Below are 26,900 nucleotides of genomic sequence, written 5' to 3'. Positions count from 1 at the left end.
CGCGTCATGTCACCGTCATCCGGCCTGGTCGCGGGCATGGAACGGCATCAGGTCGCGGTCTATGTGGGGGCGTTGGCCGCCGGCGCGCTGGTGGGCCTGGCCGCGCCGGACGCGGGGCCAGGACTGGAACACGCCATCAACCCGGTGCTGGCCGCGCTGTTGTATGTGACGTTCCTCCAGGTGCCGGCCGCCGAGCTGGTCCGTTCGCTGCGGGCCGGCCGGTTTCTGGCCGCCGCGCTGGTGGTCGACTTTGTCGCCGTCCCCCTGGTGGTCGCGGCGATGTTCGTCTTCCTGCCCGACGACCGGGCGCTTCGGCTCGGGGTGCTGCTGGTGCTGCTCGCCCCCTGTGTGGACTATGTGATCGTCTTCAGCGGGCTGGCCGGGGGCAGCAGCCAGCGGCTGTTGGCGGCCACCCCGCTGCTGCTGCTCGCCCAGATGCTGCTGCTGCCCGGTTTCCTCTTCCTGTTCCTGGGCTCGGAGCTGGCGGATGTGGTCGAGGCCGGCCCGTTTGTCGAGGCGTTCGTCGTCCTGATCGCGATTCCGCTGGCCCTGGCCTGGCTCACCCAGGCGTGGGCGGCCGCCCGTCCGGTCGGTCGGCGGACGGTGGACGCGCTGGGCGTGGCCATGGTGCCGCTGATGGCGGCCACGCTGCTGACCGTGGTCGCCTCCCAGGTACCCAAACTCGACGAGAGCCTTGCCGACGTGGCCGCCGTGGTGCCGTTCTACGCGCTGTTCCTGGTGGTGATGGCCCCGGTCGGGGTCGGCGTCGCCCGACTGTTCCGGCTGGCGCCGGCGGACGGGCGGGCCGTCGTCTTCACCGGCGCGACCCGTAACTCCCTGGTTGTGCTGCCGCTCGCGCTGGCGCTGCCCGACGCGTTCGCCATCGCCGCCGTGGTGGTGGTCACCCAGACGCTGGTCGAGGTGGTCGGCATGGTGGTCTATGTCCGGGCCGTCCCCCGGCTGCTGCCCCTGCGCCGCTGACCGGCCGGGCGGCTCAGGTGCGCGCGGCGGCGGCGCGCTCGTGCACCACCGTGGCGAAGTTCGCCGCCAACCGCCGTGCCGCGCGGGCGGATTCCGGCTCGCGCGTCTCGGCCTCGGCCCGCAGGGCGCCCAGTTCCAAGCCGTCGTCGGCGAGCGCGGCCACGTTCCAGTGGGCCAGCCGCTCGGCGCCGACCTCCGGGTGGAACTGCACTCCCCAGGCGCTCTCGCCCAGCCGGAAGGCCTGCACCGGACAGCGCCGGCTCTCCGCCAGATGGACCGCCCCGGTCGGGAGCACGGTGATCTGGTCCCGGTGGTTCTGGATCACGGGGAAGGCGTCGGGGAGCGAACGCAGCAGCCGGTCGTCGTCGGCCTCGGGGCGTCGGGTGACCCGGTGGGAGCCGCGTTCGGGGATGCCGTGGTCTCCCTCCACCGTGCCGCCATGGGCGGCGGCCAGCAGTTGGGCGCCCAGGCAGATGCCGAGCAGCGGCACGCCGTCGGCCACGGCCCGGCGGGCGAGCCGCCGTTCGCCGGCCAGCCAGGGGCGCCGGGCGTCGTCGTCGGGCAGGAACCCGCCGCCGAGCAGCACCACGGCGTCATAGCCCTCCGGGGTGTCGGGCGCGTGGGGGCCCTCGACCTGGACGAGGTCGAGCCCGTCCGCCGGCAGCCAGCTCAACAGCCGCCCTCCGCCGCTCTGTTCCTGGTTGCGGACCAGCAGCACACGGGGCGCGGAAACGGTCTGCGGGGCCACGGGCCCACCGCCTTCCTTGGTAGTCCTCGGTTCGGACGAACGGGGCCGCCGGGGCGGCCCGGCGCCCGAACACGACGCGTCCGGGCGTGAGTTGGGATTCTCCCCCGGACCGGCCCCGGGCGGGCCGGAGACCGCGCCTGGCGTGCGAGCGCTCACTATACGATCGAGGGATGCCTTCCCCAGACGCGGCGAGACCGCGCCTCACCGGGCCGCGCCCCGAGGTGTCCCGGTCGGTCGTGTGGACGCGCCGCCTCGCCGTCCCGGCCCTGCTGCTCGCCGCGATGAACCTGCGTCCCACGGTCACCAGCCTCGGCCCGGTGCTGGAGGAGACCAGGGCCGGTCTCGGGATGAGCGCAGGGCTCGCCGGGCTGCTCACCGCGATGCCCGCGGCCTGTTTCGCCCTGGTCGGCTTCGCCGCCCCGCCGCTGGCCCGCCGCCGGGGTCCCGATCCGGTGGTGCTGGCGGGCATGCTGGTGCTGGTGGCCGGCCTGGCGCTGCGCCCGCTGGCCGGCAACAGCGCGGTCTTCATCGCGCTCAGCGTGGTCGCGCTGGCGGGCATCGCGGTCACCAACGTGCTGCTGCCGGTCGTCGTCAAGGAGCGGTTCCCGGCTCGGGTCGGCGCGATGACCGGCGCCTACTCGATGGCGCTCAACGTCGGCGCCTCGTCCGCCGCCGCCGTCACCGTCCCGCTGGCGGACAGCCTCGGCGACTGGCGGGTCGGCCTCGGCTCCTGGGCGCTGCTGGCGGTCCTCGCGCTGCCGCCCTGGCTGGCGCTGGCCCGCGACCGGGCCACCACCGGCACGGCCACGGGCCCGTCCGCACCGAAGGACCCGCAGCGGGCCGCACCGCCGGAGGCACCGCGGGACGGGGCGCCGGCGCGCACCCGGCTGAGCCGGTCCCCGACGGCCTGGGCGCTCGCCGTCTACTTCGGTCTCCAGGCCACCGCCGCCTATGTGATCATCGGCTGGCTGCCGCAGATCTACCGGGACGCCGGGCTCTCCGCCGAGAGCGCCGGACTGCTCTTCGCGCTTACCTCGGTGCTCGGCATTCCGCTGTCCTTCGCGCTCGGCACCGTCGCCGGCCGGCTGTCGGGACAGGGCGGCATCGCCGTGGCGCTGGGGCTCTTCGGGCTGGCCGGCTATGCCGGGCTCTGGGCGGCCCCGGCGACCGCGCCCTGGCTGTGGGCCTGTCTGCTGGGCGTGGCCAACTGCTCGTTCCCGCTCGCCCTCACCATGATCGCGCTGCGCGGCAGGGACGGCGGAACGGTGGTCCGGCTGTCGGCCTTCACCCAGGGCATGGGCTATCTTCTGTCGATCCCCGGACCGCTCCTGGTGGGCGTGCTCTACGGTCACAGTGACGGCTGGCGGTTGCCGCTGGCGGTGATGGCGCTGCTGATGCTGCTCCAGATCGCCGCCGGGGTGTTCGCCGGCCGCGACCGGCAGATCGACTGAACGGCCGATCGACCGACCGGCGGCGTACCGTTCACCGTTCCACTCGTCCCACCTGTTCCACCCGCCCCGGCGGAAACACCAGGGGATGCCCGAGCGTTGGGAGATCACGCGGGTGTGGGGGCATCCCACGACGACAAGAGGGAGACATCATGGCGAAGCTGTACGACATCCCGTTGCGGACGCTCGAAGGGGAGGACAGCTCGCTCGACGCGTTCCGGGGCAAGCTGCTCCTGGTCGTCAATGTGGCGTCCCGCTGCGGGTTGACGCCGCAGTACGCCGGGCTCGAAAAGCTGCAACAGCGGTACGCGGAGCGGGGTTTCACCGTGCTCGGCTTCCCCTGCAACCAGTTCGCCGGTCAGGAGCCGGGATCGGCCGAGGAGATCCGCACGTTCTGCTCAGCGACCTACGGGGTGACGTTCCCGATGTTCGAGCGGATCGAGGTCAGGGGCTCGGACCAGCACCCGCTCTACGCGGAGCTGACCGCCACGGCCGACGCCAAGGGCGAGGCCGGCGACGTCCAGTGGAACTTCGAGAAGTTCCTGGTGTCCCCCGAGGGCGAGACGGTGGGGCGGTTCCGGCCGCGCACCGAGCCGGAGGGCGAGGAGCTGGTGGCGGCCATCGAGGCGCACCTCCCCGGCTGAGCCGCCCATGGCCCCGCGTGCCGCCCGTGCGAGGCGGGACGCGGGGCCGGCCCGGTGTCGGGCGCGGTCGGTCAGCAGTAGAGGTTGCCGCCCGGGTCGACGCCGAGGATGCCGGTGAGCCGGTGGAAGATGTCCACCCGGCTCTGCACCTGGCCCGGGTTGCCACCGTTGCACTCGATCGAGCCGTTGATGGCGCGAATGGTCTCGCCGAAGCCGACCTGGTTGACGATCGCGTCATGCGCGGTCATGGTGCCGGGTCCGCTCTGGGTGTTCCAGTACCAGAGCGCGGTGCGCCAGGCGACGGCCGAGTCGTTCTGCACCAGCCACGGGTTGCCCAGCAGATCGATGCCGAGGGCGTCGCCCGCGGCCTTGTAGTTGAAGTTCCAGCTCAGCTGGATCGGGCCCCGGCCGTAGTAGGCGTCCTGGCCCGCGGGGCAGCCATAGGGCTGGCTCCAGTCGCAGTAGTGCGGGTAGTTGTCTGTGTTCTGCTCCACCACATGCACCAGGCCGCCGGTCTCGTGGCTGACGTTGGCGAGGAACGCCGCGGCCTCCCGGCGGGCGATGGTCTCGCCGCCGGCGTTGGCGAAGTCGGGGTAGGAGCTGAGCGCGGCGGTCAGGCCCTGGTACGTGTAGAACGGGTTCCGGTTCGGGAACATCTCGTTGAACTGCGCCTCGGAGACGGGGAACGCCTGGGCCGACGGATCGTCGGCGGCGGCCGTCGCCGACGCGGCGGGGAGCGCGTTCGCCAGTCCGGCCAGCATCATGGCGACGGCCAGCAGGCCGACGGTGCGGAGGGTACGCCGCCATCTGTTAAGCATGCCCATGTCAATCCTTCCTGGGGTGATGCGGAGTCACGCGGGGGGAACCAAGAGTGATTGAAGAAGTCGGGCAACGGAGTGTCAAGGGTTTGGTCTGTACCAATCCCGGGCGGGCCGCCGGCCATGTCCCGAACCGCCGACCGAACCGCCGGCCGTCCGCCCGCCGTTGGGGCGGCGGGCGGATCGGCGACGGTCAGACGTAGGCGCCGGTCAGCATCTCGATGTAGTGTCCTGCCGGGTCCAGGAAGTAGACGCCGCGCCCGCCGTGGTCGTTGTTGATCTCGCCGGAACGGGTCCGCCGGGGATCGGCCCAGTGCTCGATGTTCCGCTCCCGGATGCGGGCATAGGTGCGGTCGAACTGCTCCTCGTCCACCTGGAACGCGTAGTGCTGCGGCTGGATCTCCTCGACGGGCGGCTCGGCGAACTGGAACAACACCCCTTCTTCGAGGCGGAGGTTGACGAACGGGCCCCAGGACGGCGCATCCTCCAGCTCGAACAACTCCCGAAAGAACCGGGCGGATTCCTCGCGGTCACGGCTGGCGACAATGGTGTGGTTGAAGGCTGCGGGCATGCGGGAACTCCCTCGGTGCGAATGATGATGTGGTGGGTGCGCGAGGCGCGGCCGGGTCGGCCGGGGACGCCGTCGGCCAGGAGATCAGGAGAGGGGCGGGCGGGGAACGGTCCTGGCCGGGCGGGACGAGGCGCTACTCCCCCGGCTCCGGGCGCGGTTCGGGAAACCGCTCGGCGATCTCGGGGAACGCGACGGCGCCCCCGCCGGCGAGGCGGCGGTCCGGCGCGGGACGGAGGGCGAGGCGCTGGGGGCGCGACTCCCGGAACCGGGCGCCACCGTCGGAGCCGCCCTCGGGGGCGGTGGTGGCGTCACGTCCGCGCACGGCTCTGCGATTCGCTCACGGAGCCGGGAACGCGTGTCGATCGACTGGTTGCCGAACGCTCTCAGGCGTTCGTGGGATGTCAGCAAGATCATCCTGATGCTTCGGCGCCTCCATGCCCACGGCGGTCTCCTGGCCGGGTGCACGCGACGCTGGGGGCATTTGTAGCCAACACCTCGCCGCACTGTCAACCGCCCCCGGCCGCCGCTCGATCAGTCGGCGCCCCCCACCACCGCGCGGGCGCGTTCCCTGGCCAGGACGATCGGCGCGGTCGAGCCGCTGAACTTGGAGCCGGCGAGCGCCCCGTCATAGAGCAGTTCCACGACGGCGGCCCGCCCCGCCGGGTCGGGCACCCCGGCGGCGGTCAGCTCGTCGGTGAGCATCGTCCGCAGCCAGGCACGGTGCCGGGCGACCGAACGGGCCACCGGATGGTCGGGGTCGGGGAACTCGGTGGCCGCGTTCAGATAGAGACAGCCCCGGTACCCCCGGCCGGGGGCGCCCCGTTCGGCCAGGTCGAAGAGCGTCAACAGCCGTGCCACCGGCCCCTCCACCCGGTCGGCGGCGCTGCTCCAGGCGGCCCGGTCCAGGGCGTCGCGCCGATCCAGATAGGCCACCACCAGACCGTCCTTGGAGCCGTACGCGTGGTAGAGGCTGGCCCGCGCGACCTCGGCCTCGGCGATCAGCCGTTCGATGCCGACCGCCCTGATGCCCTCCAGCAGGAACAGCCGCTCCGCCGCGGCCATCAGACGTTCCGCCGGCAGCCCCCTGTCGGGGCGGCGGGTGACGGACGAGGACGTGGGGGGCGTCGATGGGGAAGCCATGGGGCAAGAATAGATGCAGACCGATCGGTCTATCCGTTAGAGTCCCCGGCATGACGCACTCCCCGCTGGTCCGACGCCTCCACGTCGACCTCCAGCGTGTGCAGAGCGCCGCCTGTCGCCCGGGCGGCGCCCGGCGCTGACCCGCGCGCCCGTCTCTCCGGGCCGCGCCCGCGTTCTCATCGGCCGCGCCCGTTTCCGGCCACCGCGCCGACGTTTCGCCGCCGCACCCGATCCGCCGCACCCCAACCAGCCGTGTCGCGGCCCCCGTTCGCGCCCCGCACCGGGGCCCGCCGGTGCTGCCGACCCCCGGGCGCGCCATAAACCCCCTACCGGACACCGGTCCTGACGGCACGTCAGGCCCGTGCCTGCCCCATTCACGAGGAAGGGAACACCCCATGCCGCTCTACCTGTTCGAGGTCACCACCGGCCGTCCCGACCGGGCCGCCGAGGCGATCGACGCGCTCGGCGCCGTGGTCGCGCGCGCCGGCGGCGAGATCGTCGAGGCACAGGTGACCCGGGGCGCGGAACGCGTCTTCCTGGTGGCCGAGGCGGCCACCGCCGACGTCGTCGCCGGCGCCGTCCGCGCCGCCCGACTCCCGGCCGGGGCAATGGTGTCGGGGCCCGACCCGGTGCGGCTGGTGGGCGCGGAACTCGCCGAGGTGAAGGCGGCGCGCCCGGAGGCCGGCTATCTGGTCGAGTGGGATCTGCCGGCCGATCTCGACATGGAGAGCTATCTGGCCCGCAAGAAGGCGAACGCGCCCCGCTATGCCGAGGTCCCCGAGGTGAGCTTTCTGCGCACCTATGTGCGCGAGGACATGGTCAAGTGCCTCTGTTTCTACGACGCCCCCGGCGAGGCGGACGTGCTGCGGGCCCGGGAGGCCGTGTCGACGCCGGTGGACCGGCTGCACGCGCTGGCGCCGACCGAGGGGGAACGATGAGCACCGCGCCGCGAACAGCCGGGACAGCCGTCGAGCCGCTGCGCTCCTGGTTCGCCGAGCGCGCCCCCGCGCTCGACTCGGGTGCCGACGACACCAGGGCCGGGCTGCGCTGGCTCGGCGAGCGCGGCCTGTTGGCCGAGGCGGCCCCGGACGGCGGCGAGGCCCCGTTGACCAGCGGCGTCCGGCTGGTGGAGGAGGTGTCGGCCTGCTGCCTCAGCTCAGGATTCTCGCTCTGGGCGCAGCTGATGGCCCACACCTATCTCCGGATCGGCCGGCCCGGCGCGTTCGCCGGCGGTTGGGCGGCGCGGCTGCGGGCCGGGGACGGCGTCGGCTGCACCGCGCTGGCGCCGGCGCTGCGCGATGTCGCCGGTCTTGAGCCGGTGCCGGTGCGGGCGCGGCGGGAGCCCGGCGGGCTGCGGCTGGACGGGCCGGTGCGCTGGGCCTCCAACCTCTTCCCCGGGGCGCTGCTGATCCTCCCGGTGCGTCTCGACGACGACCGGCGGGCCGTCGTCGGGCTGACCACGGACACCCCCGGGGTGCGGGCCCACGAGCCGCCGAGGCTGCTGGCGCTCGGCGCCACCGCCTCGTCCGCGCTCACCCTGGAGGGGGTGCGGGTGCCGGCCGATGCGGTGCTCGCCGACGAACTGCCGGCCTTTGTCGGCCGGGTGCGGCCCACCTTCCTGCTGCTGCAGAGCGCCTTCTGCGTCGGGCTGGCCGGCGCCGCGCTGCGGGCCGCCGACGGGCGGCTGACCGGCGCGAACGCCACCCTCGCCGAGGACGCGACGGCCGCCGAAGCCGCCCACGCGAGCGCGCGTTCCCGGCTGCACGCGCTGGCCGCCGCGCCGCACCTGGCCGACCGGCCGACGCTGCTGCGGCTGCGGCTGGACGCCGCACACGCCGCCGGCCTCGCGACCCGCCTGGAGTCGACCGTGCTGGGCGGCGCCGGCTTCGCCGTCGGCAGCGCGACCAACCGGCGACTGCGCGAGGCCGCCTTTCTGCCCATCCAGTCACCGACGGAAGGACAACTCCGGTGGGAACTGTCGCAGTTCGACTGACCGGCGCGATCAAGCGCCATGGCCGCGCGCCGGCCGCCAGGGCCGTGCTCGACGGTCTTGATCTGACGGTGGACCGGGACGAGTTCCTGGTCGTCGTGGGCCCCAGCGGCAGCGGGAAGTCCACCCTGCTGCGGGTGCTGGCCGGCCTGGAGCCGTTGGACGCCGGCCGGCTGGAGCGGCCCGCCGGCGACGGCGTGGCCGGGCCCCGGCCACCCACCGGGGTGGTCTTCCAACAGCCCCTGCTGCTGCCCTGGTTGACGGTCCGTCAGAACATTCGGCTCGGGCAGCGTTACCGCGCCAACCGGGGGCGGTTCGACGCCGGCGCGGCCGAGGAGCTGCTGGCCAGATTCGGGCTGACCGCGCTCGGCGACGCCTATCCCGACCAGCTCTCCGGCGGTCAGGCGCAGCGGGTCGCGGTGGCCAGGGCGGTCGCGGTGCGACCGGATGTGCTGCTGTTGGACGAGCCGTTCAGCGCGCTCGACCCGTCCACCCGCGCCGCGCTCCAGGACTGGCTGCGCGAGATCGTCGCGGCGCTGCGGCTGACCGTCGTCCTGGTGACCCACGATGTGGACGAGGCGCTCTATCTGGGCGACCGGATCGCGCTGCTCGACGGTTCGGGGCGGGTGGCCGACAGCTGGCGGCACCAGCCGCCGGCCGACCGGGCCGAGGTGGGCGATCTCCCGCTGCGCGCCCGGGTGTTGGCCGGTTACCGCACGGATGTGGTCGGGGCCGACACGAGCGGGGTGGCGGCCCGATGATCCACCTTCCCGGCACCGAGCCGACCCGGCGCGGTCTGCTGCGCGGCGCGGCGTCCCTGGGCGCCGCCACCCTGGTGGGTGGCGCCGGCGTGGCCGCCGCCGCCGATCTGGCCCGGCACGGCGGCGCCGGCGGGCGGCGCCCCGACGGGCCGCTGCGCATCGGCTATCTGCCCATCACCGACGCCTCCCCGCTGCTGCTGGCCCACGGCCGGGGCCTGTTCGACGACGCCGGCGTCCCGGTGGCCCGGCCCGTGCTCTTCCGGAGCTGGGCCTCGCTGGCCGAGGCGTTCACCACCCGACAGGTGGATGTGGTCCATCTGTTGATGCCGCTGGCGGTGCAGCTGCGCTACCGGCTGGGCGCCGATGTCAAGGTGCTGGCCTGGAACCACACCAACGGCAGCGCGCTCACCGTGGCGCCGTCCGTGCGCGGCGTGGAGGAGCTGGCGGGCACCAGCGTGGCCATCCCCTACTGGTGGTCCATCCACAACATCGTGCTCCAGGAGATGCTGCGCGGCGCGGGCCTGCGCCCCGTCATCCGCCGTGACCCGTCGCGCGCCGACGGCACGGTGCGGCTGGTGGTGATGAGCCCGGCCGACATGCTGCCCGCGCTGCATGTGGGCACCATCGGCGGCTATATCGTGGCCGATCCGTTCAACGCGGCCGCCGAGGCCAGGGGCGTGGGGCGGGTCCTGCGGTTCGTCGGGGACGTCTGGCGTGACCACGCCTGCTGTGCCGTGCTCAGCCACGGCTCGCTGATCGACGGTCGACCCGAGCGGATCCAGGGCGTGTTGCACGCGCTGAGCCAGGCCCAGCGGTGGGCCGGCGAGCACCGCGAGGAGACGGCGACGCTGCTGTCGACCGGCGGCTATCTGCCGCAGCCGCTGCCCGCCATCACCAGGGCGCTGACCTATCCCGCGGCGCCCTATGCCGAGTCCGGCGCGCTACGCCGCCCCGACTGGCACGGCGAGCGCATCGACTTCCGGCCGTTCCCCTTCCCCGGCTTCACGGAGCGGCTGATCGAGGCGATGCGCACCACCCGGGTGGACGGGGACACCGGCTTCCTGGACTCCCTCGACCCATCGGCCGTCCATGGCGATCTGGTGGACGACCGGTTCGTCCGGCGTGCGCTCGACGCGCTGGGCGGTCCCGAAACCTTCGGCCTGCCGGCCGAGTTGACCCGTATCGAAGAGGTGAACCCCGCGTGAGCGAGATCCCTTCCCAGGCCCCTCCGGTGGCGGTGGCGGACCGCGCCGCGCCGGCGGGCGAGGCGCGCCGGACACCGGGGGCGCGCTGGCTGCCCCCGGTGGCGGCGATCGTGGTCGCCGTGGCGGTGTGGTGGCTGGTCACCGATGTACTGGTCGGCGACGATCCGCTGCTGTCGTCCTTCGCCCCGCAGCACGCGGTCCCGGCGATCGGGGACCTGGCGAGCCGGGGGGTGCTCTGGGAGGACATCGGCGCGAGCCTGTCCCGGCTGCTGGTCGGCCTGTTGCTGGCCGTGGTGGTGGGCTGGCCGGTGGGGCTGCTGGTGGGCCTCTCGTCGACGGCGGAGCGGGCCACCCGGCCGGTCTTCCAGTTCCTCCGGATGATCTCGCCGCTCTCCTGGGCGCCGGTTGCGGTGGCCGTGTTCGGGGTGGGCGGCCCGCCGGTGATCTTCCTGGTGGCGGCCGCCACGGTCTGGCCGGTGGTGATCAACACGGCCGCCGGGGTCAGGGCGGTCGACCCCGGGCATCTGCTGGTGGCCCGTTCGCTGGGCGCGAGCCGTCCCGAGGTGGTGGTCAGCGTGGTGCTGCCGGCCATCAGGGGCCATGTGCTGACGGGGCTGCGGCTGGCCCTCGGGGTCGCCTGGGTGGTCCTGGTGCCGGCGGAGATGCTGGGCGTGGCCTCCGGGCTCGGCTACCAGATCCTCAACGCGCGCGATCAGCTGGCCTATGACCAGCTGATGGCGGTGATCCTGGTCATCGGACTGTTGGGCTATCTGCTGGACTCCCTCGCCCAGCGGCTGCTCACCCCGCGCCGAAGGAACGGGGCCGCCGGCAACTGATTTCACCATCCCAAACCCCGCTTTCCCGTTATCGCGAAACTCTTTCTTCCAACTTTCTCGACGCTTTCTCGGCGCTTTCTTAATCCTCTGACGATGACCAGCTGGTAACCGTTCCGGAACGGGCCCCCGCTCGATTGGATTTCCCCTGATCCATTCACTATGTTCGAGTCCGCAAACCGATCCGACTCATAGGGATAACGGGGGAAATAGCTGTGCGCATACGACTGATCGCACCGGTGGCCGCTGTCGCGTTCGCCATGTTGCTCACCGGCTGCGACGACGACGAGGGTGGTTCGGGGCTCGGCGGGGGCGGCCCCGAACTGCCCGACTTCGACGCGGGCGATCTCGATCTGGAGACCACCGGCGGTTTCGGGGGACCGGACGAGGACGCCCCCGCCGACGGGCCGGCGGACGGGCCGCCGCAGATCGAGGGCAACGAGGACTGGTACGCCCGTTGGGAGTCCAACGGCATCGTTCTCTACACCACGACGACCGGCGTCCTGTACACCAACGCCCAGTCGGGCGAGGTCTGCCGGCAGCAGGCCGGCATCGCCGGCGGTCTCGACTGGGAGCCGGTGCTCTTCACCTGCGAGCAGATCGGGACCAAGCACGTCAATCTGCGGCTGTCCGGTGACACGGTGACCCTCGAATGGGACGCGGGACACGAGAGCCTGCAGAAGGTCGAAAGCCTCGCGGGCCAGAGCGTGGATCTCAACGCCCTCCCGTAGGGATTACCTCGGCCGGCCGGAAAAGCCGACCGAGCCGAAACGGCGCTTTCCCCCGACATGGGTCGGGGGAAAGCGCCGTTCGGTGCCTGCGCAGGGAAATCGGTGGTCAGTGCGAGGTGGGCGCGGGGACGGGTGCCTCGGTGTCCAGATCGGGCTGACCGCCGGCCCCGGTGACGCCGGGGTCGGTGGGCGGCCGGCGCACCAGGAAGGACAGCGCCACCGCGACCAGCGCCAGACCCACCCCGTAGAGGAAGGCGTCGCTGATCCCGGACGCCTGGGCGGCGACCGGATCGAGCCCGTCCTCGGCGGACCTGGTGGCGCCCCTGGTCATCACGGTGATGAACAGGGCCGTCCCGGCGGCGCCGGCGAGCTGCTGCAGCGTGTTGAGGATGGCGCTGCCATGGGAGTAGAGGTCGGCCGGCAGCGAACCGAGCGACGAGGTCATCAGCGGCGTCATCAGCATTCCGAGGCCGGCGCTGAGCACGACATGCACCAGGATGGCCAGCCAGGTGGCGCTGGTGGTGTCCAGCAGCTGCATCAGGCCGAGGGACAGCGTGACGGTCAGGACACCGGGGATCACCAGCGGACGCGGCCCGAGACGGTCGTAGAAGCGGCCCGAGATCGGGGCGATCAGGCCCATCACCAGGCCGCCGGGCAGCAGGACCAGGCCGGTCTGGAGCGTCGTCAGGTCCCGGACGTTCTGCAGGTAGATCGGCAGCAGGATCAGCGTGCCGAAGAGCGCGCCCATGGACACCAGCAGCATCAGCAGGCCGATGGAGAACGAGCGGGTGCGGAACGGGCGCAGGTCGAGCAGGGGCTGACGGTCGGCGTCGCGCTGGAGTTGCAGCTGGCGGGCGGTGAACGCGGCGAGCGCGAGGGCGCCGATGACGATCGGCACCACCGGGGGTATCGGGGTGTCGCTCTCGGCGGCCTCCCCGATGCTGCTCAGCCCGTAGACCAGGCCGCCGAAGGCGACGGCCGACAGCACGATCGACACCACGTCGAACTGGACCCTGGTCGGGGTGGTGATGTTGGTGATCTTCACCGTGCCGATGACCAGCGCGACGGCGGCGACGGGCAGCACGAAGAGGAAGATCCAGCGCCAGCTGAAGCCCTCCAGGATCAGCCCGGAGAAGCTGGGGCCGACGGCGGGCGCCACCGCGATGACGATGGAGATCAGCCCCATGGTGCGGCCACGGCGGGAGGCCGGCACAAAGGTCAGCACGGTCGTGATCAGCAGCGGGAGCATCACCGCCGTGCCGGCGGCCTGCACGATCCGGCCGGCCAGCAGCACGGGGAAGCCCGGCGCGGCGGCCGACAGGGCGGTGCCGACGGTGAACAGCGACATCGAGGTGACGAAGACCGCGCGGGTGGAGAACCGCTTGAGGATCAGGCCGGTGGTGGGGATCACCACGGCCATGGTCAGCATGAACCCGGTGGTCAGCCACTGCCCGGTGGCATAGGGGATCTCCAGGTCCTCCATCAGGCGGGGCAGGGCCACCCCCATGACGGTCTCGTTGAGGATCATCACGAACGAGGCGGCCAGCAGCACCCCGATCACGAGGACGACCGCGGGGGACATCGAATCGTCGGCCTTGTCCAGGTCCGGGCCGGGCTGCTGCGGGACGGGTTCCATAGGGGTCCTTGGTGCGGAAGACGGCGGGCAGCCGTGTGGACTCGGACTCGGCCGAGCGAATGCGGGCACGGGAAGGCACACTTGGGACCCCCCGGCGGGAAAGCTTACGTCCTCGCTGTCAGCGACTGTCAAACATGGCGGCTGCTATCGTCCCGGCATGGAAACGGGACGCGGGCCGGGGTTACGGGCCATCACGCGGGCCATCGCACGCGACGAGGTCCGCGCGCGGATCAGCCGCACCGCCGAGGAGTTGTTTCTCACCCGGGGCTATGACGAGACCACCGTCGACCAGATCTCCGCCGGCGTCGGAATGTCCCAGCGCAGCTTCTTCCGCTATTTCGCGTCCAAGGAGGACATCGTCCTCGACAACTACGACCGGCTCGGCCACGATCTGCTGGCCCGGCTCTCCGCCCGTCCCGAGACGGAGAGCGACTGGGTCGCGCTGCGCCGGGCCTTCGATGTGGTGACCGAGCAGCTGGCCGATCCCGAGGTGCGGGGTCATGGCACGGCCGTGCAACGGCTGGTCGACTCCACGCCCGGACTGTTGGCGCCCTACCTGCAGCGGCTCGACGGCATCCAGCAGCGGATGACCGGGCGGCTCGCCGAACGGGCCGCCGCCCGGGGCCGGGCCGCCGACCCGGTGGTGCTGCGCGCAACGGTCGGCGCCGCGTTCGCCTGTCTCCAGGCCGCCATCTCGCACGCCTGCGGGAACGAGCCCGGCGCGCTGGCCGATCTGCTGGACTCCGCGATGGACTCGGTGCGCGGCGCCGAGGTCGTGACAGCCGAGGTCGTGACATGAGGCGGGCCCGGGTCGAAGGCCCGGGCCCGCCATGTCGCGCTGTGCCGGCTCACCCCAGGACGCGGCTCCCGCCGAAGGTCACCACCAGGCTGCCGTCGTCGGCGAAGGACCAGTCCAGCTCCCCGGCGTAGGAGGAGCAGGCGGGGCCGTTGTCCCCGGACCAGAACTGGTTGGAGTCGTCGACGTCCCCGATGGTGCGGTCGTTGGATCCGCTGTCGCAGGACACGTTGTCGCGGAACACCGAGGAACCGCCGTCGAAGTTGAAGTTGCGCTCGGCGCTGCCGATGCTGACGTTCCCCGAGACGTCCATCGTCCCGGTGTTGCGGTTGAACGTGAAGCCGTGCTTCCCGTTGTCGTAGGCGATGTTGTCGCGGATGGTGTGGTCGACGCCGATGTCCTCGCCGCCGAGCTTGTAGCCGTTGCGGTCGCCGTTGCCCGCCTGGGACCCGTCGCTGAGGGTGCCGTTCTCGTAGGCGAGGGAGTTCTCGATGGTCACCGCCCCGATGGCGCCGGTGTCCGACTTGGTGTAGAGGTCGTAGCCGTCGTCGATGTTGTTGTGCGACACGGTGTAGCGGAAGACGTTGCCGGGGCCGACCGTGAGCTTGGGGGCGAAGCCGTCGGCGTCCTCGCCGTCGGAGTCGACGTTGTCATGCGATTCGGCGCTCAGGATCAGGTTGTTGGCCGGCCACTCGCTCTCCGGGGTGTCGGAGGTCGCGCGGGAGAGCTGGAGCCCGGAGTCCCGGTTGAAGCGGGTCACCGTGCGCTCGATGATGTTGTCGCTGCCGGAGACGAAGATGCCGTTGTCGCCGGCGTGTTCCACGACGATGCCGTAGATGTGCCAGTAGGAGGCGTTGACGGCGAGTCCACGGGCGGCCGAATCCTCCTCCTGGGCGGAGAAGTTCAGCACCGGGGTCTCGTCCTGGTAGGCGGTCAGCGTGGTGCGGGCGCTCGCCGTGCCGTCGTTGCCGGCCTCCAGGGTGACGGTCTCCGCGAACGCGTAGGTGCCGCCGTGCAGATAGATCGTCCCGCCGGCGGAGACGCGGTCGATCGCCGAGGTGAGCGTCGTGGGGTCCGCTTCGGTGCCGGCCGCCTCGTCCGTGCCGTCGGGCGCGACATGGAGGGTGTCCTCCGCCGTTCCGACGGCCGAGTCGTCGGCGCCCGCCGTGGTGGTGCCGAGCGTCCAGGCGGCCAGCACGCCGGTCAGCGACGCGGCGACAACCGCCGCGTGGCGACGACGGGTTCCTCGGGTTCCTCGGGTTCCTCGGGAGGCACGGTGTGGTGACATGGGTTCAACTCTCCTGACCGGCAACCGAAGTGGGGGTACTCCGCCGGGCCGGCGGGGTGGGCGGGGGTCCCGTCCCCGCCCGTTCGGGCCGTATGCAGGGGAAGCGTAGGGGCGAGAAACAGAACAATTCAGCGCGGTACGCGGACAATACCGCGCACCCCCGGCCGGGGGCCGTGACTCAGCCGCCGAGGGTGACCACCCGCGCCCAGGAAGGCGGCGGGTCGGGACGGTACCGCGGTTCCTCGTCGTCCCAGGGCCTGGCCGGCGGCTGCCTGGGGAAGAGCCCGACCACCGTGCGACAGGGCGGCCGGCGACCGGGCCAGGCCGTCTGCCCGTCGGTGAGCACCACGACCACATCGGGGCGCGGCGCCGCCCGGAGCGCCCGGGCGAACCCCGTGCGCAGATCGGTACCGCCGCCGCCCACCAGCGGGATCTCCTCCGCCTGGCAGAGCCGGTGCACGACCGAGGCCGCCGCGTCGCACGGCAGCACCCGCACCAGATCCCGGCGTCCGCCCAACGCCCGGACGATCGCGGTCACTTCGAGGAGGGCGCTGCCCAACTCGGTGTCACTGACCGAGCCCGAGGTGTCGACGACCACGCTGACCTGCGGCGGCCGGCGCCGCAGCGCCGGCAGCAGCACCCCGGGCACCCCGGCGGCGCGCCGGGCGGGCCGGCCGTAGCTGTGGTCGTCGCCGGCCCCGGCGCCGGAGACCGCCGACCGGACGGCGGCGCCCAGCAGTTGACGCCAGGGCTGCGGCGGATGGCACACCTCCTCGGCCCACCGGCGCCAGCCCCTCGGGGCGTTTCCCGGACGCCCGGAGATGCCGCGGGCCACCCGGAACCGGATGACGTCCCGCTCCTCGGCGCTGAGTCCATGGGCACCGTCGGGACCGAGGTCCCAGGCGCGGGCCAGTCCGTCGGCGCCGCTGCCGCACTCCAGCCAGGCCAGGGCCAGGGTGCGGGGACCGAGCCGGAACTGACGCAGGTAGTCCTCCATCAGCTCCCCTTCGCGCAGCCCCAACAGGGCCGGGTGGACGGCGTCCTCGGGGCGGACGAGACCGTCGCCGAACAGGTCGTCGTTGAGTTCGCAGTCGGCGGCGATATTGATCCGCAGCCGCTCGCCGGGGCCCCTCAGCCCGCGTTCCGCCGCCACCCGGTCGCCGCGCCCGTGGTGGTCGCGCAGCAGATGCGACACCTCGTGCACCCACACGCCGGCCAGCTCCTCCTCCGGGGTGGCAGCCACAAAGGCCGGCGAGACATAGACCCGCCAGTGCGGGTCGACGGCCATCGTCGGCACCTGGCGCGACTCCACCACATGCAGCGCGAACAGCGCGGTGGCCAGATAGGGCCGGACGCGGGCGGCGTGCAGCCGGGCGGCGTAGAGCTTGTCGAGGTCCAGCGCCTCCGGCGCCCGCCCGCTCATCGGCCCGCCCGGCCGGCGGTCACGGTCCTGGCCGCCGCCCGGTCGGCCGCGCGGTCCGCTCGCCGGGAGAGGGACACCACGCCGGCGAGCCGTTCGATCGACTCGGGCACCTCCCAGTCCTCACGGCGCAATGTGGCCAGCGTGGTCGCCGGCACCACCACCAGATCGGGGGCGCCCGTCTCCACCGCCCGGACCAGCAACGCCCATGCGGCGTCCCAGCGTTGACGTTCGGGACGGCCACGGACGGCGGCCACCACGCCGTCGAGCGCGGCCTGCCGCAGATCGCCCCGCTCGGGCAGCTCGGCGCCGGCCGGGTCGGCGAGCAGCGTCTCGGGGTCGGGGAGGTCCATCCGGTCCACACCGGCCAGCAGCTCAAGTCCGGGGCCGTCCCCCACCGTTCCCCTGACCAGCTCGGAGAGCGCGTCCCTGGTGGCGTCGGCCGCGGTGGCGAAGGCGATCAGCCGCAGCGTCATCTCCCAGCTGCGCGGGGAGGGCCAGGGCCCGCCGCGCTGGGTCTCGGTGGTGGGCAGCCGGTGCACCAGACCGGGCCGGGCGGCGAGCAGCCCGCAGACGGCGCGGCGGGCGAAGTCGACGGCGGCCGGCAGCCGTTCGGGATCGAGCCGGGGCAGGGTCGCCGTCGGCCAGGTGCCGCCCAGGCCCCGGACCACCACCTCGTGGTCATGGGTCCAGCGGAGGTGGACAAACCGGTTGGCGAGCGGCGCGCTCAGCTCCCAGCCGTCGGCCGCCGACGACCTGGGGTTGGCGGCGGCGACGATCCGCACCTCGGGCGGCAGCCGCAGCGAGCCGATCCGCCGCTCCAGCACCAGCCGCAGCAGCGCCGCCTGCACGGCGGGGGTCGCGGTGGACAGCTCGTCGAGAAAGAGCAGTCCGCGCCCCGCCCCGACCATGCGCACCGCCCAGTCGGGCGGGGCCATCGGCACGCCCTGTTCCGCCGGATCGTCGCCGACGATCGGCAGCCCCGCGAAGTCGGACGGCTCGTGCACGCTGGCGATCACGGTGGTCAACGGCAGGTCGAGGGCGGCGGCGAGCTGGGTGAGGGCGGCGGTCTTGCCGATGCCGGGCTCGCCCCAGAGCAGCACCGGCAGATCGGCTGCCACCGCCAGGGTCAGGGCCTCAAGCCTGACATCGGGACGCGGTTCGGTCGCGGTATCCCGCAGCAGGGCCAACAACTGGTCGGCCACCTGGAGTTGGGGCGACGAGGACGGAACGGACGCAGCGGACACGGACTGTTGGGACATGGGCTCTTGAGGCATGGGTGATCACCTGGGGTGGGTGCGGGCCGCTCGCGCGGCAGACGTACGAAGGAAGGCTCAGCGCGCGAGGGCGTGCCGGGGGTGGGAACGGTGCTCGGGCGAACGGCGTCGCCTCGGCGGCGGGGCGAGAACACGGGCCCGGTCGGGCTCGGCGAGGCCGGCCCGGAACAGGCCACGGACGATCCGGCGCCGCTGGTCATGGACCAGGGCGTCCCGCAGCGGTCCATCGGGCAGCGTCGCTGCCGGGCCGAGCAGGCCCTCGACGACGGCCCAGGCACCGGCGGTGTCGCCGTGGTCGAGGCGTTCGCCGACATCGGCCAGCGTCTCGGGGCTGCTGCGGTACGCGGCGTCGATGGCCCGCAGGCAGGGCAGGGGCGTGCCGGTCAGCGCGGCCAGCAGCTCCTCCCGCGCCAGCTCGGCGGGATCGTGGTCCAGGGCGGCCAACTCGCCGTCCACCAGCGCGATCCGGTGCCGGGCGCCTCGGCAGTCCACCCGGAGCGTTCCGGGCTCGGCCGGTGGCGTGGCGGGCGGCGCCGACGGGCCCGTTCGGGGCCCGCCCAGGGCCGAGGCGACCAGCGGATGCAGTCGATCGGCCTCGATCAGTCCGGCCGCCAGCAGCTCCAGATCCGGGAGCGGCCTGGTCGCCGCCTCGGGCAGGACCGGCAGCGTCGCGCGGTCGCCGGTGGCCGGCATCGGCTCGATCCTGACGGCCGGGCTCCCGCCGCCGCCGTCGTCAGGCCCGGTCAGCGTCAGCAGCAGCCGACGCCGCCCGGTCAGCCGCACCGTGACGGCGCCGCTGGTCCTTCCCTCGGCGCGGAGCAGCAGCGCGGCCTCGGCCGCCCAGCGGTCCGCCGCCGGACGGTCGGGCCAGGAACGAATCCGCAGCTCGTCGGCCCGGTGCGCGTCCCAGAGATGGCGGTGCAGATCCAGCCGGAACCTGCGCCGGGGACGGGCCCCGGGGTGGGACCCGTCCAGCACGGTCAGGCTGATCCGCTGCCCGGCGGCGGCCAGGACCGGTGGGGTCCTGACGGCCAGGCACAGCGGGCGGCCGTCCCGTCCGGTGACGGGGTAACGGGCGAGCGCGATGGTCAGGCCGGGGCGGAGCAGCCCGTCGGGGGCGATCCGTGGCATATGCCAGCGCAGCAGGTCGGGGGCGAGCCGCCGCAGATCGGCGCGGACCAGGGCGGCGAACTCCCGGCCATGGGCGCGGCCCAGGGAGCGGAGGTTGAGGTCGACGTCGAAACGCGCGGCGGCACAGGCGCCGGCCCAGTCCCCGGCCTGGCGGCGGGCGGTCGCGGTCTCGATCATGGCGGGCGGCACGGCGTAGGCACGCACGCGCTGCCACAGGGAAAGGCGGGGATTCTCGCTCGCGGGTCGGTTGAGCATCAGCGCTCACCTTGCGCGGACGAGACCCCCAATCCGGTACGGGAATAAGTCGTCATCCCGGGGAGCGTACCCGCCGGGACGCCCGCCGCGCCAGTGACCAACTCGGCCCGGCCGACGGGACGTTCCGGCGGGCGGTGGCTCAGGCGGCGGCTCAGGCGAGGCCGCCGTTGGTGTAGAGGGTCTGCCCGTTGACCCAGCGGGCCGGTCCGGCGAGAAAGGCCACCGACTCGGCGATGTCCTCCGGCTCGCCGAGGCGTTCCAGTGGGACGGCGTTCGCCAGTCCGTCGATGGTCTTCTGGTCCTTGCCGTCGAGAAAGAGCGGCGTCGCGGTGGGCCCGGGGGCCACCACGTTGACGGTGATGTCCCGGCCGCGCAGTTCCCGCGCCAGGATCAGGGTCATGCCCTCGACGGCGGCCTTGCTCGCCACATAGCCGGCGTAGTTTGGGAACTGGGTGCGGTGCACGCTGGAGGAGAAGTTGATGATCGCGCCGCCGCGCCTGAGCCGGCGGGCGGCCTGCTGGGAGACGACGAACGCGCCCCGGATATTGGTGCGGTGCATCCGGTCGAGATCGTCGAGATCGAGGTCGACCACGGGCGCCAGCAGCATGATGCCGGCGGTGTTCACCAGGACGTCGAGGCCCCCGAAGGCCGCCTCGACGTCGTCGAACGCGGCCCGCATGGCCGCCTCGTCCGCGATGTCGCCGCCGACGGCGAGGGCCCGGCCGCCGGCCGAGGTGATCTCCTCGACCACGCTGTCCGCCCGGCCCTTGTTGCCGGCGTAGTGCACGCCGACGGCCATGCCGTCCCGTGCCAGCCGCCGGGCGCAGGCGCGGCCGATGCCACCGGATCCGCCGGTGACAAGCGCGACGCGGGGGCCGTTGTCGGTGCCGCTGTTCATGCAGGTTCTTCCCTTCGTACGGGGGTCACCCCTGGAGCATGGCCCGCCCCGGCGGCGCCGGGCAGGTGGGACACGCGTGGGCACGGTCACGGCCTCGCCCACGGGCCCCGGCTACCGTCCGGCGAGCCGGTATGACAGAATCCCGGCAAGGTCACGAGTGACAGCGATCTGGGCCCCGGCCCGCTGTCCGGCAACCCTCCGTCGCGGCGGGGTGCCCCGGGTGATGACCGGGCCGTGGACAGCAGGGTCCACGGCAAGTGCGGCCATTTGGAGTTCTCGTGCGTCAGCGAATGTTCTAGAGCCGCATCGGCTCCCCCTCTCGCCTGCCATTTTCGGTCGCGGCCGTGTCGTGACCGTTCACTCCGTCGGGTCCTGTCCGGAGATCTCGCCATGCCCACCTGTACTGCCCCCCTGTCTTCTGCCGTCAACTCCGCTCCCCTGTCGGCCGACGCCGATCCGCATGCCGTGCTCAGCGCCGCCGTGACGGCGCCGGTCGCCGGCGGTGGTGAGATCGGCTATGCCGCCCTGGACTACGCGGCCAGCGCCCCGGTGCTGCGTCGGGTCTGGGACGAGGTCGCCGGCTACGCCCCGCTCTACGGCAGCGTGCATCGGGGCGCCGGCCATCTCTCGCGGCTCTCCACCGAGTTGTTCGAGCGCAGCCGGGCCACGGTCGCCGGTTTCCTGGGCTGCCGCACGGACGACCAGCTGTGGTTCACCCGGTCCACGACCGACTCGTTGAACCTGCTCGCCGCCGCACTGCCCGCCGGCACCCGGGTCTTCGTCTTCGAGACCGAGCACCACGCGGCGCTGTTGCCCTGGGCCCGGCACGGCCATGCCGTGACCTGTCTGCCGACGCCGGAGACACCCGAGTCGGCGGTGCGGGCGGTGGAGTCGGCGCTGGCCGGGGCGCCCGAGGGGCCCAAGCTGCTCTGTGTCACCGGCGCCTCCAATGTCACCGGCGAGTTGTGGCCGGTGGCGGAGCTGACCGCCGTGGCGCACCGGCTCGGCGCCCGCATCGTGCTGGACGCGGCCCAGCTGGTGCCGCATCGGCCGGTCAGCGTCGCCGACCTCGACGTGGACTGGGTGGCGTTCTCCGGGCACAAGCTGTACGCGCCGTTCGGCGCCGGGGTGCTCGCCGGCCGGGCGGACTGGCTGGCCGCCGCGCCGCCCTATCTGGCGGGCGGCGGCGCCACCCGGGTGGTCTCGCGCGACCCCCACGAGGGCCTGCGCGTGGAGTGGGCGGACGGCGAGGCGCGGCACGAGGCCGGCTCGCCCAATGTGATCGGCGCCTTCGCCATCGCCGCCGCCTGCCGGGCGCTGACGGAAGGGCCCGGCTACGACGGTCTGGTGGCGCGCGAGCGGGAGCTCCTGGGGACGCTGCGCGCGGGCCTGGGGCGGCTGCCGGCGGTGACCGAACTGTCGCTGTTCGGCGGCAGGTCGGAGCGGGTCGCGGTGGTGTCGTTCACGGTGGACGGCTGGGACAGCGCCGAGTTGGCGCGGGCGCTCTCCGACCGCTACGGGATCGGGGTCCGCTCGGGAATGTTCTGTGCCCAGCCGTTGGTGCGGCGGCTGCTGCGCTCCGAAGGGCCGGCCGACGACTGCGGGGGCGCGCTCCAGGCGGTGCGGGCGAGCTTCGGCGCCGGCACCCCGGACGAGCATGTCCAGCGGCTGCTCGACGCGCTGGCCGATCTGACGGGCCGCCCCCGGGGCTGAGGTCTTCCGCCGGAGAGGGCCCGTCAGCCCGCCAGCGGGACGGGGGGCCCGCCGCCGGCGGCGCGGCGGAACGCGTTGTCAAGGAGCCGGGCGAGCGCGGCCAGGGGGGTGTTGGCGCGGTCGGTGCGCCAGATCAGGCCCAGTTGGGACGGCTCGTCGAGCCCGTCGACCGGGAGATAGCGCACATCGCCCCGAGTGGCGCGTTCGGCCAGTGGCCGGCAGACCAGCATGGCGTGCTCCCCGGCGGCGACCAGCGCCAGGCCCTCCTGGACGGTGCTGATCCCGGTGGAGGAGCGGATCGCGGCGCCCGCCGGGGTGGTGCGGGGCACCCGGGCGACCCGCCAGTAGTCGGGGGCGTCGCCGACCGGATGCAGCACGTCCAGGCCGGACAGCTCCTCGACCCCGGCCCGGCCGACGGCGGCCAGCGGATGGGCGGAGGCGACGGCCAGCAGCCTGTCCTGCGGCGGGAAGCAGAAGCCGACGGTCAACTCGGCCTCCCGCACGGGCAGTTCGACGACCGCCGCGTCGATTCGGCCGTCGAGCACGGCGGAGAAGGGCGAGCCGAGGGGGATCTCGCTGAGCGCCATGGCCACCCCGTGGCGGGCCCGAAGCTGCCGGAACGCCTCGGTGACCTCCTCGTAGACGCTGCCGTGGAACCCGATGCGCAGCTGGCGCAGGGCGCCCCGGCTGGCGCGTTCCCTGGCCCGGGTGAAGACGGCCGTCATGGTCTCGTACGCCGGGCGCACCTCGTCGACGAACTGGGCGCCGAACGGGGTGAGCGCCACCCGGCGGCTGGTGCGGTCGACCAGGCGTACCCCGACGCGTCGTTCCAGGGCGGCCACCAGCTGGCTGACCCGGCTCTGGGAGCAGCCCAGCCGGGTGGCCGTCCGGCCGAAGTGCAGTTCGTCGGCGAGCGCGAGCAGGCACTCGATCTCCTGGACCTGCACCTGGTTCATCGCGCCTCCCCGAGCCGGCCCGTGGATCAGCCTAGGCCCTGTCCTGGCGATCGAAGGGCCCGCCGGGTCAGCCGAGGGCCAGCGCCGTCAGGGCGAGGGCCAGGACGCTGCCGCCGCCGACGGCCAGCAGCGGCAGTCGGTCGAGCAGCCGCAGGTCCCACTCGTCGCCGGTGCCGGCGGCCAGGCGGAGCGCCGGGGTGATGGCGCGGCCCAGCGCGAAGCCGAGGCCGACCAGGAGCGCGACCGTCGGATCGTTGGCGCAGAGCACGGCGACCGCGACGACATAGGGCAGGCTCGCGGAGACATAGGTCCGCACCCCGGTGCCCAGCTCGAAGCCGAACTGGAGGGCGCCGCGCACCAGATCGCGTTGCAGCACGTCCTGGGGCACCTGCCGCGCGTTCTGCGGCAGCCGCACGCTGATCCAGCCCGCGTCCCTGGCCACGCCGAGCAGCGCGACGCCGACGGCCGTCCAGGTCCGCCCGGTCTCGGGAACAGGCGAGAACAGCCCGGAGACAAGCCAGAGCACTCCGGCGGAGAGCAGTCCGCCGAGGAACAGCCCCACCGTGAAGACCCCCAGTACGGTGGTCTGTCGATGTACCGCCCGCCAACCTGGCGAGGCAAGCGCATGCGCGCTGTTACGCGTTCAAACGGAGCCGGAGAGCGAGTAGCCGGCGAGTCCGCCGATCACCGCCCAGGTCAGCAGCGGGGCGTAGAAGGACGCGGCCACGGCGGCGCAGACCAGCGCGAACACCGGCACGGCCGGATCCGTCAGCCGTCCGCGCCAACCGGGTCGGGTCGCGCCCGCTTGAACGTCGCCCACCTACGCTCCGCCGGTGAGGGCACGCCAGGTCTGTTGGCCGATGATGGCGTCGGCGGTGAGGCCGCTGGCGCGTTGGAACGCGCGGGTCGCCTCGGTGGTCAGCGGCCCGAAGGAGCCGTCCACCTCGATGGGGTGGCCGTGCTTGACGAGTTGCCGCTGGGCCGCGCGCACCGCCTCGCCCGTGTCGCCCTGCCGGACGGTGACGACCAGCCAGGGCCAGGTGGCCGAGTCGACGATCCCGGTGGGTTCGAGGGCGGCCGACTCCTGGTAGTCGCGGACGGCGGCCTCGGTGTTCGGGCCGAAGATGCCGTCCGGGTCGGTGGCGAACCCGTGCTCGGTGACCAGGTGTTGGACGGTGTACACGTCGGGGCCGCGGGAGCCGTTGCGGACGGTGGGCCAGGTGACGGTGCCCTCGCAGCCGCAGTCGGTGGTCCAGCGGCAGATGGACCGCACCCAGCCGGAGCCGGAGTTGAAGTAGCCGTCGTGGCAGCGGCGTTCGATGCCGCAGCCGCAGGCGCCGCACGCGCCGCTGAACCGCCACAGCCAGCCGTCGTAGGTGCCGGAGTAGCACTGGTTGGGGCGCAGCGTCCAGGTGACGCCGTCGTTCTTGTGGAAGCCCTCGTACTCGCCGCTGGTCTCGCAGGAGGCGACATGCACGATGCTGGGGCCGCAGCCGGGCGAGCAGTCGTGTTCCGAGGCGTAGGAGGGGCAGTCCCCGGTCCAGATGTCGTAGCCGTCGGCGTAGGCCTCGCGGGCGGCGGAGAAGACGCCGAGCGCGGCGAAGCCGACGACGGTGGCGCCCTGCACGACGGTGCGGCGGCTGGGCGTGAGCCGGGGCAGTCCCCGGCTCTCCCGGCGCTGGGCCGGCCGGGCGTCGCCGTCGGCGCGGCGGAGTTGGGGGACCTGGTCGAGGCTGGTCATCAGGCGCTCCTCGGCTGGCTGGGGCGGGGTTGCGGTTCGGGGAGCAGATCGTCCAACGCGGCGGCGGAACCGAGCGGTTCGGAACGGACCACCCGTCCGCCGGCGCCGACGAGGACGGCGAACGGGGTGGCGATCGCGTCATAGGCGGTGAAGAGGTCGGGCCGGTGGTCGGTGACGGGCACCTCGGTGCCGGCGCCGGCGGGCGCCGCGCCCGCGTAGACCGCGCGCACCCGCAGCGCCTCGGCCGCCGGGCCGCCGGCGAACTCGTCGGCCCTGGCCAGCACTTCGGCGCAGGTGCGGCATTCGGCGCTGAGGAAGAGCAGCAGCGTGTCCTGGCCCTCGGCGAGCAGATCGTCGGCGTGCGGGGCGGGGCTGCCGGGGGTGACGCCGAGCTGGCCGGTGGAGCGCGCCACTCCGCCCTTGGCCAGTTGGTGGACCTGCCGCACCAGGCCCGACACCACGAGGGCGAGCAGGGCGACGGCGATCCAGGAGACGAGGACGGCGCTGGTCACGAAGTCCACGCGGGGTGGCCCCCTTTCCTGGGTTTCCTGGGTTCCGTGGGTTCCGTAATTTCCGTGGGCTCCGTGGGTTCACGGAGTTTCGGGGGTGCCGAGCGTTTCGGGGGTGCCGCGGGGGCCGTCGGCCGCGCCATGGCGGAGGGCAGCACCCAGAGCAGGGCGGCGAAGGTGAGCGCCGCGAGGGCCGAGGTGGTGGTCTCGGCCGCGCCGTCGGGCGGGCTGGCCCGGCCCGCCACCAGCGCGGCGCCGCCGAACGCCAACACGGCGAACGTCCAGGCCCGGCCGACGATCCAGTTGCTCATCGGCACCTCGGCGCGGGAGCAGCCGCAGGGGCCGCCGCGTCCGGTGGCGAGGGTGTGTCGCGCGTAGAGCGCGTAGCAGACGAAGAGGGCGCCGGAGGCGGCCAGCGCCGTGGCGAGCCCGAGTCGGTGCCGGCCGATCAGGGCGGCGGCGAGCCCGACGCCCAGCAGCCCCTCGGCCAGGGTGGCGGCCCGGGCGGCGAGCGGCACGGCGCGGGCCGGCAGCACCCGGTGGGCGCGCAGCGCGTCGGGGAGCGCGGCCGGCCGGCTCAGATGGGCGGCGCAGCCGGCGAACAGGACCAGCAGAAGCACCCCGCTGGCCACGGCGCCGAGGAGGGTGCTCACCCGGTCCTCACTCCTCGACCCGCAGGTCGAGCCCGTCGACGATACCGGGAACCCGGTCGACCACGGTGTCGGCCAGCGGCACGATGGTGGCCCAGGCGCGGGCCCCGTTGAGGACGAAGAACGGGCGGCCGTCGGAGAGGGTGTCGCGGAAGAGTTCGCCGGCGGGCACCGAGGCGCCCTGCCAGGGCGGCAGTTGGGCGCCGTGCTCGCGGGTGCGGCGGCTCATCTCGATCAGGCCGAGCCCCGGCACCTCCTTGACCACGGTGGCGGGCCGCGCCCAGCGGCTGCCGGTGTCCTGGTCGGGTGTCAGGGTGACGCCGTCGTCGTGTTCGGCGAGGCCGAGGGTGCGCAGCAGCAGCAACACATCGGTCAGCGCGGCCCGGTAGAGGCGGGTGACCAGGCTGTGCCGGCGTCCCTGCCAGACCACCAGGGTCGGGCTCTCCACCTGCTGGGCCTGCGGGTCGTACTCGCTGGTGGTGACGGTCCGCAGGGTGCCGCCCTGGAAGGAGAGTTCGGAGTCGAAGGCGGTGACGCCGAGGGACCCGGCGACCGCGTCGGCGAGCCCGAGGGGGCCCGAGGTGAACTCGTGCAGGCGCCCTTCGGTGACCACTTCGACGACCGAGGTGGCCGGCCGGCTGAGGTCGAGGTCGCCCCCGAGGTGGTAGGCCACGCCGTCCAGCGCGCGGTGTTCGACAACTGCGGATGGCGCCACGCCGTTCCTCCCGAGAGTGGTGAACCCTGAGCACGCCTTAACGAA

Annotated in this window: 30 protein-coding genes and 1 riboswitch; of the genes, 12 read left to right on the top strand and 18 right to left on the bottom strand. The window is 73.4% G+C overall.

Annotation, left to right across the window (positions count from 1 at the left end; translation table 11 throughout):
- Positions 1–6: 6 nt before the first annotated feature.
- Positions 7–981 carry a bile acid:sodium symporter gene (locus AOM46_RS19315; RefSeq protein ID WP_062213586.1) on the top strand — a complete coding sequence of 325 codons (975 nt, stop codon included), beginning with the start codon at positions 7–9 and terminating at the stop codon, positions 979–981.
- Between the two features lie 13 nt (positions 982–994).
- On the opposite strand, the gene AOM46_RS19310 is transcribed toward AOM46_RS19315, so the two are convergent.
- Entirely contained in the window at positions 995–1,729 is a 735-nt protein-coding gene (locus tag AOM46_RS19310; protein WP_062213583.1) for a type 1 glutamine amidotransferase, read from the bottom strand.
- A 170-nt stretch (positions 1,730–1,899) separates the two neighbouring features.
- On the opposite strand from AOM46_RS19310, the gene AOM46_RS19305 reads away from it, so the two are divergent.
- A complete protein-coding gene (locus AOM46_RS19305) occupies positions 1,900–3,180 on the top strand; it encodes an MFS transporter (protein WP_078856976.1) in 1,281 nt (426 codons plus the stop codon).
- A 149-nt stretch (positions 3,181–3,329) separates the two neighbouring features.
- The gene (locus tag AOM46_RS19300) at positions 3,330–3,821 is read left to right on the top strand and encodes a glutathione peroxidase (RefSeq protein ID WP_062213579.1); all 492 of its coding nucleotides are present in this window, start codon (positions 3,330–3,332) and stop codon (positions 3,819–3,821) included.
- A 71-nt stretch (positions 3,822–3,892) separates the two neighbouring features.
- On the opposite strand, the gene AOM46_RS19295 is transcribed toward AOM46_RS19300, so the two are convergent.
- The 4 genes from AOM46_RS19295 to AOM46_RS19280 all read right to left on the bottom strand — a co-directional run bounded on the left by AOM46_RS19295 (position 3,893) and on the right by AOM46_RS19280 (position 6,350).
- Positions 3,893–4,639, bottom strand: a complete 747-nt coding sequence (locus AOM46_RS19295) for a chitinase (protein WP_078857002.1) — start codon at positions 4,637–4,639, stop codon at positions 3,893–3,895.
- A gap of 193 nt (positions 4,640–4,832) precedes the next feature.
- Positions 4,833–5,210 carry a VOC family protein gene (locus tag AOM46_RS19290; protein WP_062213577.1) on the bottom strand — a complete coding sequence of 126 codons (378 nt, stop codon included), beginning with the start codon at positions 5,208–5,210 and terminating at the stop codon, positions 4,833–4,835.
- A 133-nt stretch (positions 5,211–5,343) separates the two neighbouring features.
- Complete coding sequence (locus AOM46_RS19285) at positions 5,344–5,532, bottom strand: hypothetical protein (protein ID WP_062213575.1); 189 nt, start codon at positions 5,530–5,532, stop codon at positions 5,344–5,346.
- A 209-nt stretch (positions 5,533–5,741) separates the two neighbouring features.
- On the bottom strand, positions 5,742–6,350 hold the full coding sequence (locus AOM46_RS19280; protein ID WP_062213573.1) for a TetR/AcrR family transcriptional regulator: 609 nt from the start codon (positions 6,348–6,350) through the stop codon (positions 5,742–5,744).
- A gap of 50 nt (positions 6,351–6,400) precedes the next feature.
- On the opposite strand from AOM46_RS19280, the gene AOM46_RS36110 reads away from it, so the two are divergent.
- The 7 genes from AOM46_RS36110 to AOM46_RS19250 all read left to right on the top strand — a co-directional run bounded on the left by AOM46_RS36110 (position 6,401) and on the right by AOM46_RS19250 (position 11,870).
- A complete protein-coding gene (locus AOM46_RS36110; RefSeq protein WP_370592741.1) occupies positions 6,401–6,490 on the top strand; it encodes a putative leader peptide in 90 nt (29 codons plus the stop codon).
- Positions 6,491–6,745: 255 nt separating this feature from the next.
- Positions 6,746–7,288, top strand: a complete 543-nt coding sequence (locus tag AOM46_RS19275) for a DUF4242 domain-containing protein (RefSeq protein ID WP_062213572.1) — start codon at positions 6,746–6,748, stop codon at positions 7,286–7,288.
- On the top strand, positions 7,285–8,343 hold the full coding sequence (locus AOM46_RS19270; protein ID WP_062213569.1) for an acyl-CoA dehydrogenase family protein: 1,059 nt from the start codon (positions 7,285–7,287) through the stop codon (positions 8,341–8,343). Before AOM46_RS19275 ends, AOM46_RS19270 begins: the two co-directional genes overlap by 4 nt.
- Positions 8,319–9,101: an ABC transporter ATP-binding protein gene (locus tag AOM46_RS19265; protein WP_062213567.1), complete on the top strand. Its 783-nt coding sequence runs from the start codon at positions 8,319–8,321 to the stop codon at positions 9,099–9,101. The genes AOM46_RS19270 and AOM46_RS19265 overlap by 25 nt, the downstream gene beginning before the upstream one ends.
- Positions 9,098–10,306, top strand: a complete 1,209-nt coding sequence (locus AOM46_RS19260) for an ABC transporter substrate-binding protein (protein WP_062213565.1) — start codon at positions 9,098–9,100, stop codon at positions 10,304–10,306. Before AOM46_RS19265 ends, AOM46_RS19260 begins: the two co-directional genes overlap by 4 nt.
- On the top strand, positions 10,303–11,142 hold the full coding sequence (locus AOM46_RS19255) for an ABC transporter permease (RefSeq protein ID WP_199824005.1): 840 nt from the start codon (positions 10,303–10,305) through the stop codon (positions 11,140–11,142). The genes AOM46_RS19260 and AOM46_RS19255 overlap by 4 nt, the downstream gene beginning before the upstream one ends.
- A 212-nt stretch (positions 11,143–11,354) precedes the next feature.
- On the top strand, positions 11,355–11,870 hold the full coding sequence (locus tag AOM46_RS19250; RefSeq protein WP_062213563.1) for a hypothetical protein: 516 nt from the start codon (positions 11,355–11,357) through the stop codon (positions 11,868–11,870).
- Positions 11,871–11,976: 106 nt separating this feature from the next.
- On the opposite strand, the gene AOM46_RS19245 is transcribed toward AOM46_RS19250, so the two are convergent.
- On the bottom strand, positions 11,977–13,506 hold the full coding sequence (locus tag AOM46_RS19245) for an MDR family MFS transporter (RefSeq protein WP_078856975.1): 1,530 nt from the start codon (positions 13,504–13,506) through the stop codon (positions 11,977–11,979).
- A 157-nt stretch (positions 13,507–13,663) separates the two neighbouring features.
- Between AOM46_RS19245 and AOM46_RS19240 the strand changes: the two genes are divergently transcribed.
- Positions 13,664–14,305, top strand: coding sequence for a TetR/AcrR family transcriptional regulator (locus AOM46_RS19240; RefSeq protein WP_062213561.1), 642 nt, complete (start codon positions 13,664–13,666; stop codon positions 14,303–14,305).
- Between the two features lie 49 nt (positions 14,306–14,354).
- On the opposite strand, the gene AOM46_RS19235 is transcribed toward AOM46_RS19240, so the two are convergent.
- The 5 genes from AOM46_RS19235 to AOM46_RS19215 form a co-directional block, all read right to left on the bottom strand.
- Positions 14,355–15,590 carry a right-handed parallel beta-helix repeat-containing protein gene (locus AOM46_RS19235; RefSeq protein ID WP_078856973.1) on the bottom strand — a complete coding sequence of 412 codons (1,236 nt, stop codon included), beginning with the start codon at positions 15,588–15,590 and terminating at the stop codon, positions 14,355–14,357.
- A 178-nt stretch (positions 15,591–15,768) separates the two neighbouring features.
- The gene (locus AOM46_RS19230) at positions 15,769–17,013 is read right to left on the bottom strand and encodes a VWA-like domain-containing protein (protein ID WP_062213559.1); all 1,245 of its coding nucleotides are present in this window, start codon (positions 17,011–17,013) and stop codon (positions 15,769–15,771) included.
- A complete protein-coding gene (locus tag AOM46_RS19225; RefSeq protein WP_107080113.1) occupies positions 17,010–18,272 on the bottom strand; it encodes an AAA family ATPase in 1,263 nt (420 codons plus the stop codon). The genes AOM46_RS19230 and AOM46_RS19225 overlap by 4 nt, the downstream gene beginning before the upstream one ends.
- 72 nt (positions 18,273–18,344) lie before the next feature.
- Positions 18,345–19,673, bottom strand: coding sequence for a hypothetical protein (locus tag AOM46_RS19220; protein ID WP_062213555.1), 1,329 nt, complete (start codon positions 19,671–19,673; stop codon positions 18,345–18,347).
- A 151-nt stretch (positions 19,674–19,824) separates the two neighbouring features.
- Positions 19,825–20,571 carry an SDR family oxidoreductase gene (locus AOM46_RS19215; RefSeq protein ID WP_062213553.1) on the bottom strand — a complete coding sequence of 249 codons (747 nt, stop codon included), beginning with the start codon at positions 20,569–20,571 and terminating at the stop codon, positions 19,825–19,827.
- A 149-nt stretch (positions 20,572–20,720) separates the two neighbouring features.
- Positions 20,721–20,837, top strand: a riboswitch (SAM riboswitch).
- A 124-nt stretch (positions 20,838–20,961) separates the two neighbouring features.
- On the opposite strand from AOM46_RS19215, the gene AOM46_RS19210 reads away from it, so the two are divergent.
- Positions 20,962–22,284, top strand: a complete 1,323-nt coding sequence (locus AOM46_RS19210) for an aminotransferase class V-fold PLP-dependent enzyme (RefSeq protein WP_062213551.1) — start codon at positions 20,962–20,964, stop codon at positions 22,282–22,284.
- Between the two features lie 23 nt (positions 22,285–22,307).
- Here AOM46_RS19210 and AOM46_RS19205 read toward each other — a convergent pair whose 3' ends face one another.
- From AOM46_RS19205 to AOM46_RS19180, 7 genes are all read right to left on the bottom strand, one after another.
- Positions 22,308–23,240 carry a LysR family transcriptional regulator gene (locus AOM46_RS19205; RefSeq protein ID WP_062213549.1) on the bottom strand — a complete coding sequence of 311 codons (933 nt, stop codon included), beginning with the start codon at positions 23,238–23,240 and terminating at the stop codon, positions 22,308–22,310.
- 67 nt (positions 23,241–23,307) lie between these two features.
- Positions 23,308–23,802 (bottom strand): hypothetical protein, encoded by a 495-nt coding sequence (locus AOM46_RS19200; RefSeq protein WP_234313859.1) that lies wholly within the window; start codon positions 23,800–23,802, stop codon positions 23,308–23,310.
- Positions 23,803–23,883: 81 nt separating this feature from the next.
- A complete protein-coding gene (locus AOM46_RS34635) occupies positions 23,884–24,060 on the bottom strand; it encodes a hypothetical protein (protein WP_199824004.1) in 177 nt (58 codons plus the stop codon).
- Positions 24,061–24,981 carry a peptidoglycan-binding protein gene (locus tag AOM46_RS19195; RefSeq protein ID WP_062213547.1) on the bottom strand — a complete coding sequence of 307 codons (921 nt, stop codon included), beginning with the start codon at positions 24,979–24,981 and terminating at the stop codon, positions 24,061–24,063.
- A complete protein-coding gene (locus tag AOM46_RS19190) occupies positions 24,981–25,502 on the bottom strand; it encodes a hypothetical protein (RefSeq protein ID WP_062213545.1) in 522 nt (173 codons plus the stop codon). Before AOM46_RS19190 ends, AOM46_RS19195 begins: the two co-directional genes overlap by 1 nt.
- Complete coding sequence (locus AOM46_RS34630) at positions 25,490–26,143, bottom strand: MauE/DoxX family redox-associated membrane protein (RefSeq protein WP_067226362.1); 654 nt, start codon at positions 26,141–26,143, stop codon at positions 25,490–25,492. The genes AOM46_RS19190 and AOM46_RS34630 overlap by 13 nt, the downstream gene beginning before the upstream one ends.
- A 7-nt stretch (positions 26,144–26,150) precedes the next feature.
- On the bottom strand, positions 26,151–26,855 hold the full coding sequence (locus tag AOM46_RS19180; RefSeq protein WP_062213543.1) for a hypothetical protein: 705 nt from the start codon (positions 26,853–26,855) through the stop codon (positions 26,151–26,153).
- Positions 26,856–26,900: the final 45 nt, after the last annotated feature.

The sequence above is a fragment of the Streptomyces sp. NBRC 109706 genome, assembly GCF_000974485.1.
GTDB lineage: Bacteria > Actinomycetota > Actinomycetes > Streptomycetales > Streptomycetaceae > Streptomyces.
The sequence above is the reverse complement of the archived record's forward strand: the minus strand, read 5'-3'. Positions and strand labels throughout refer to the sequence as shown.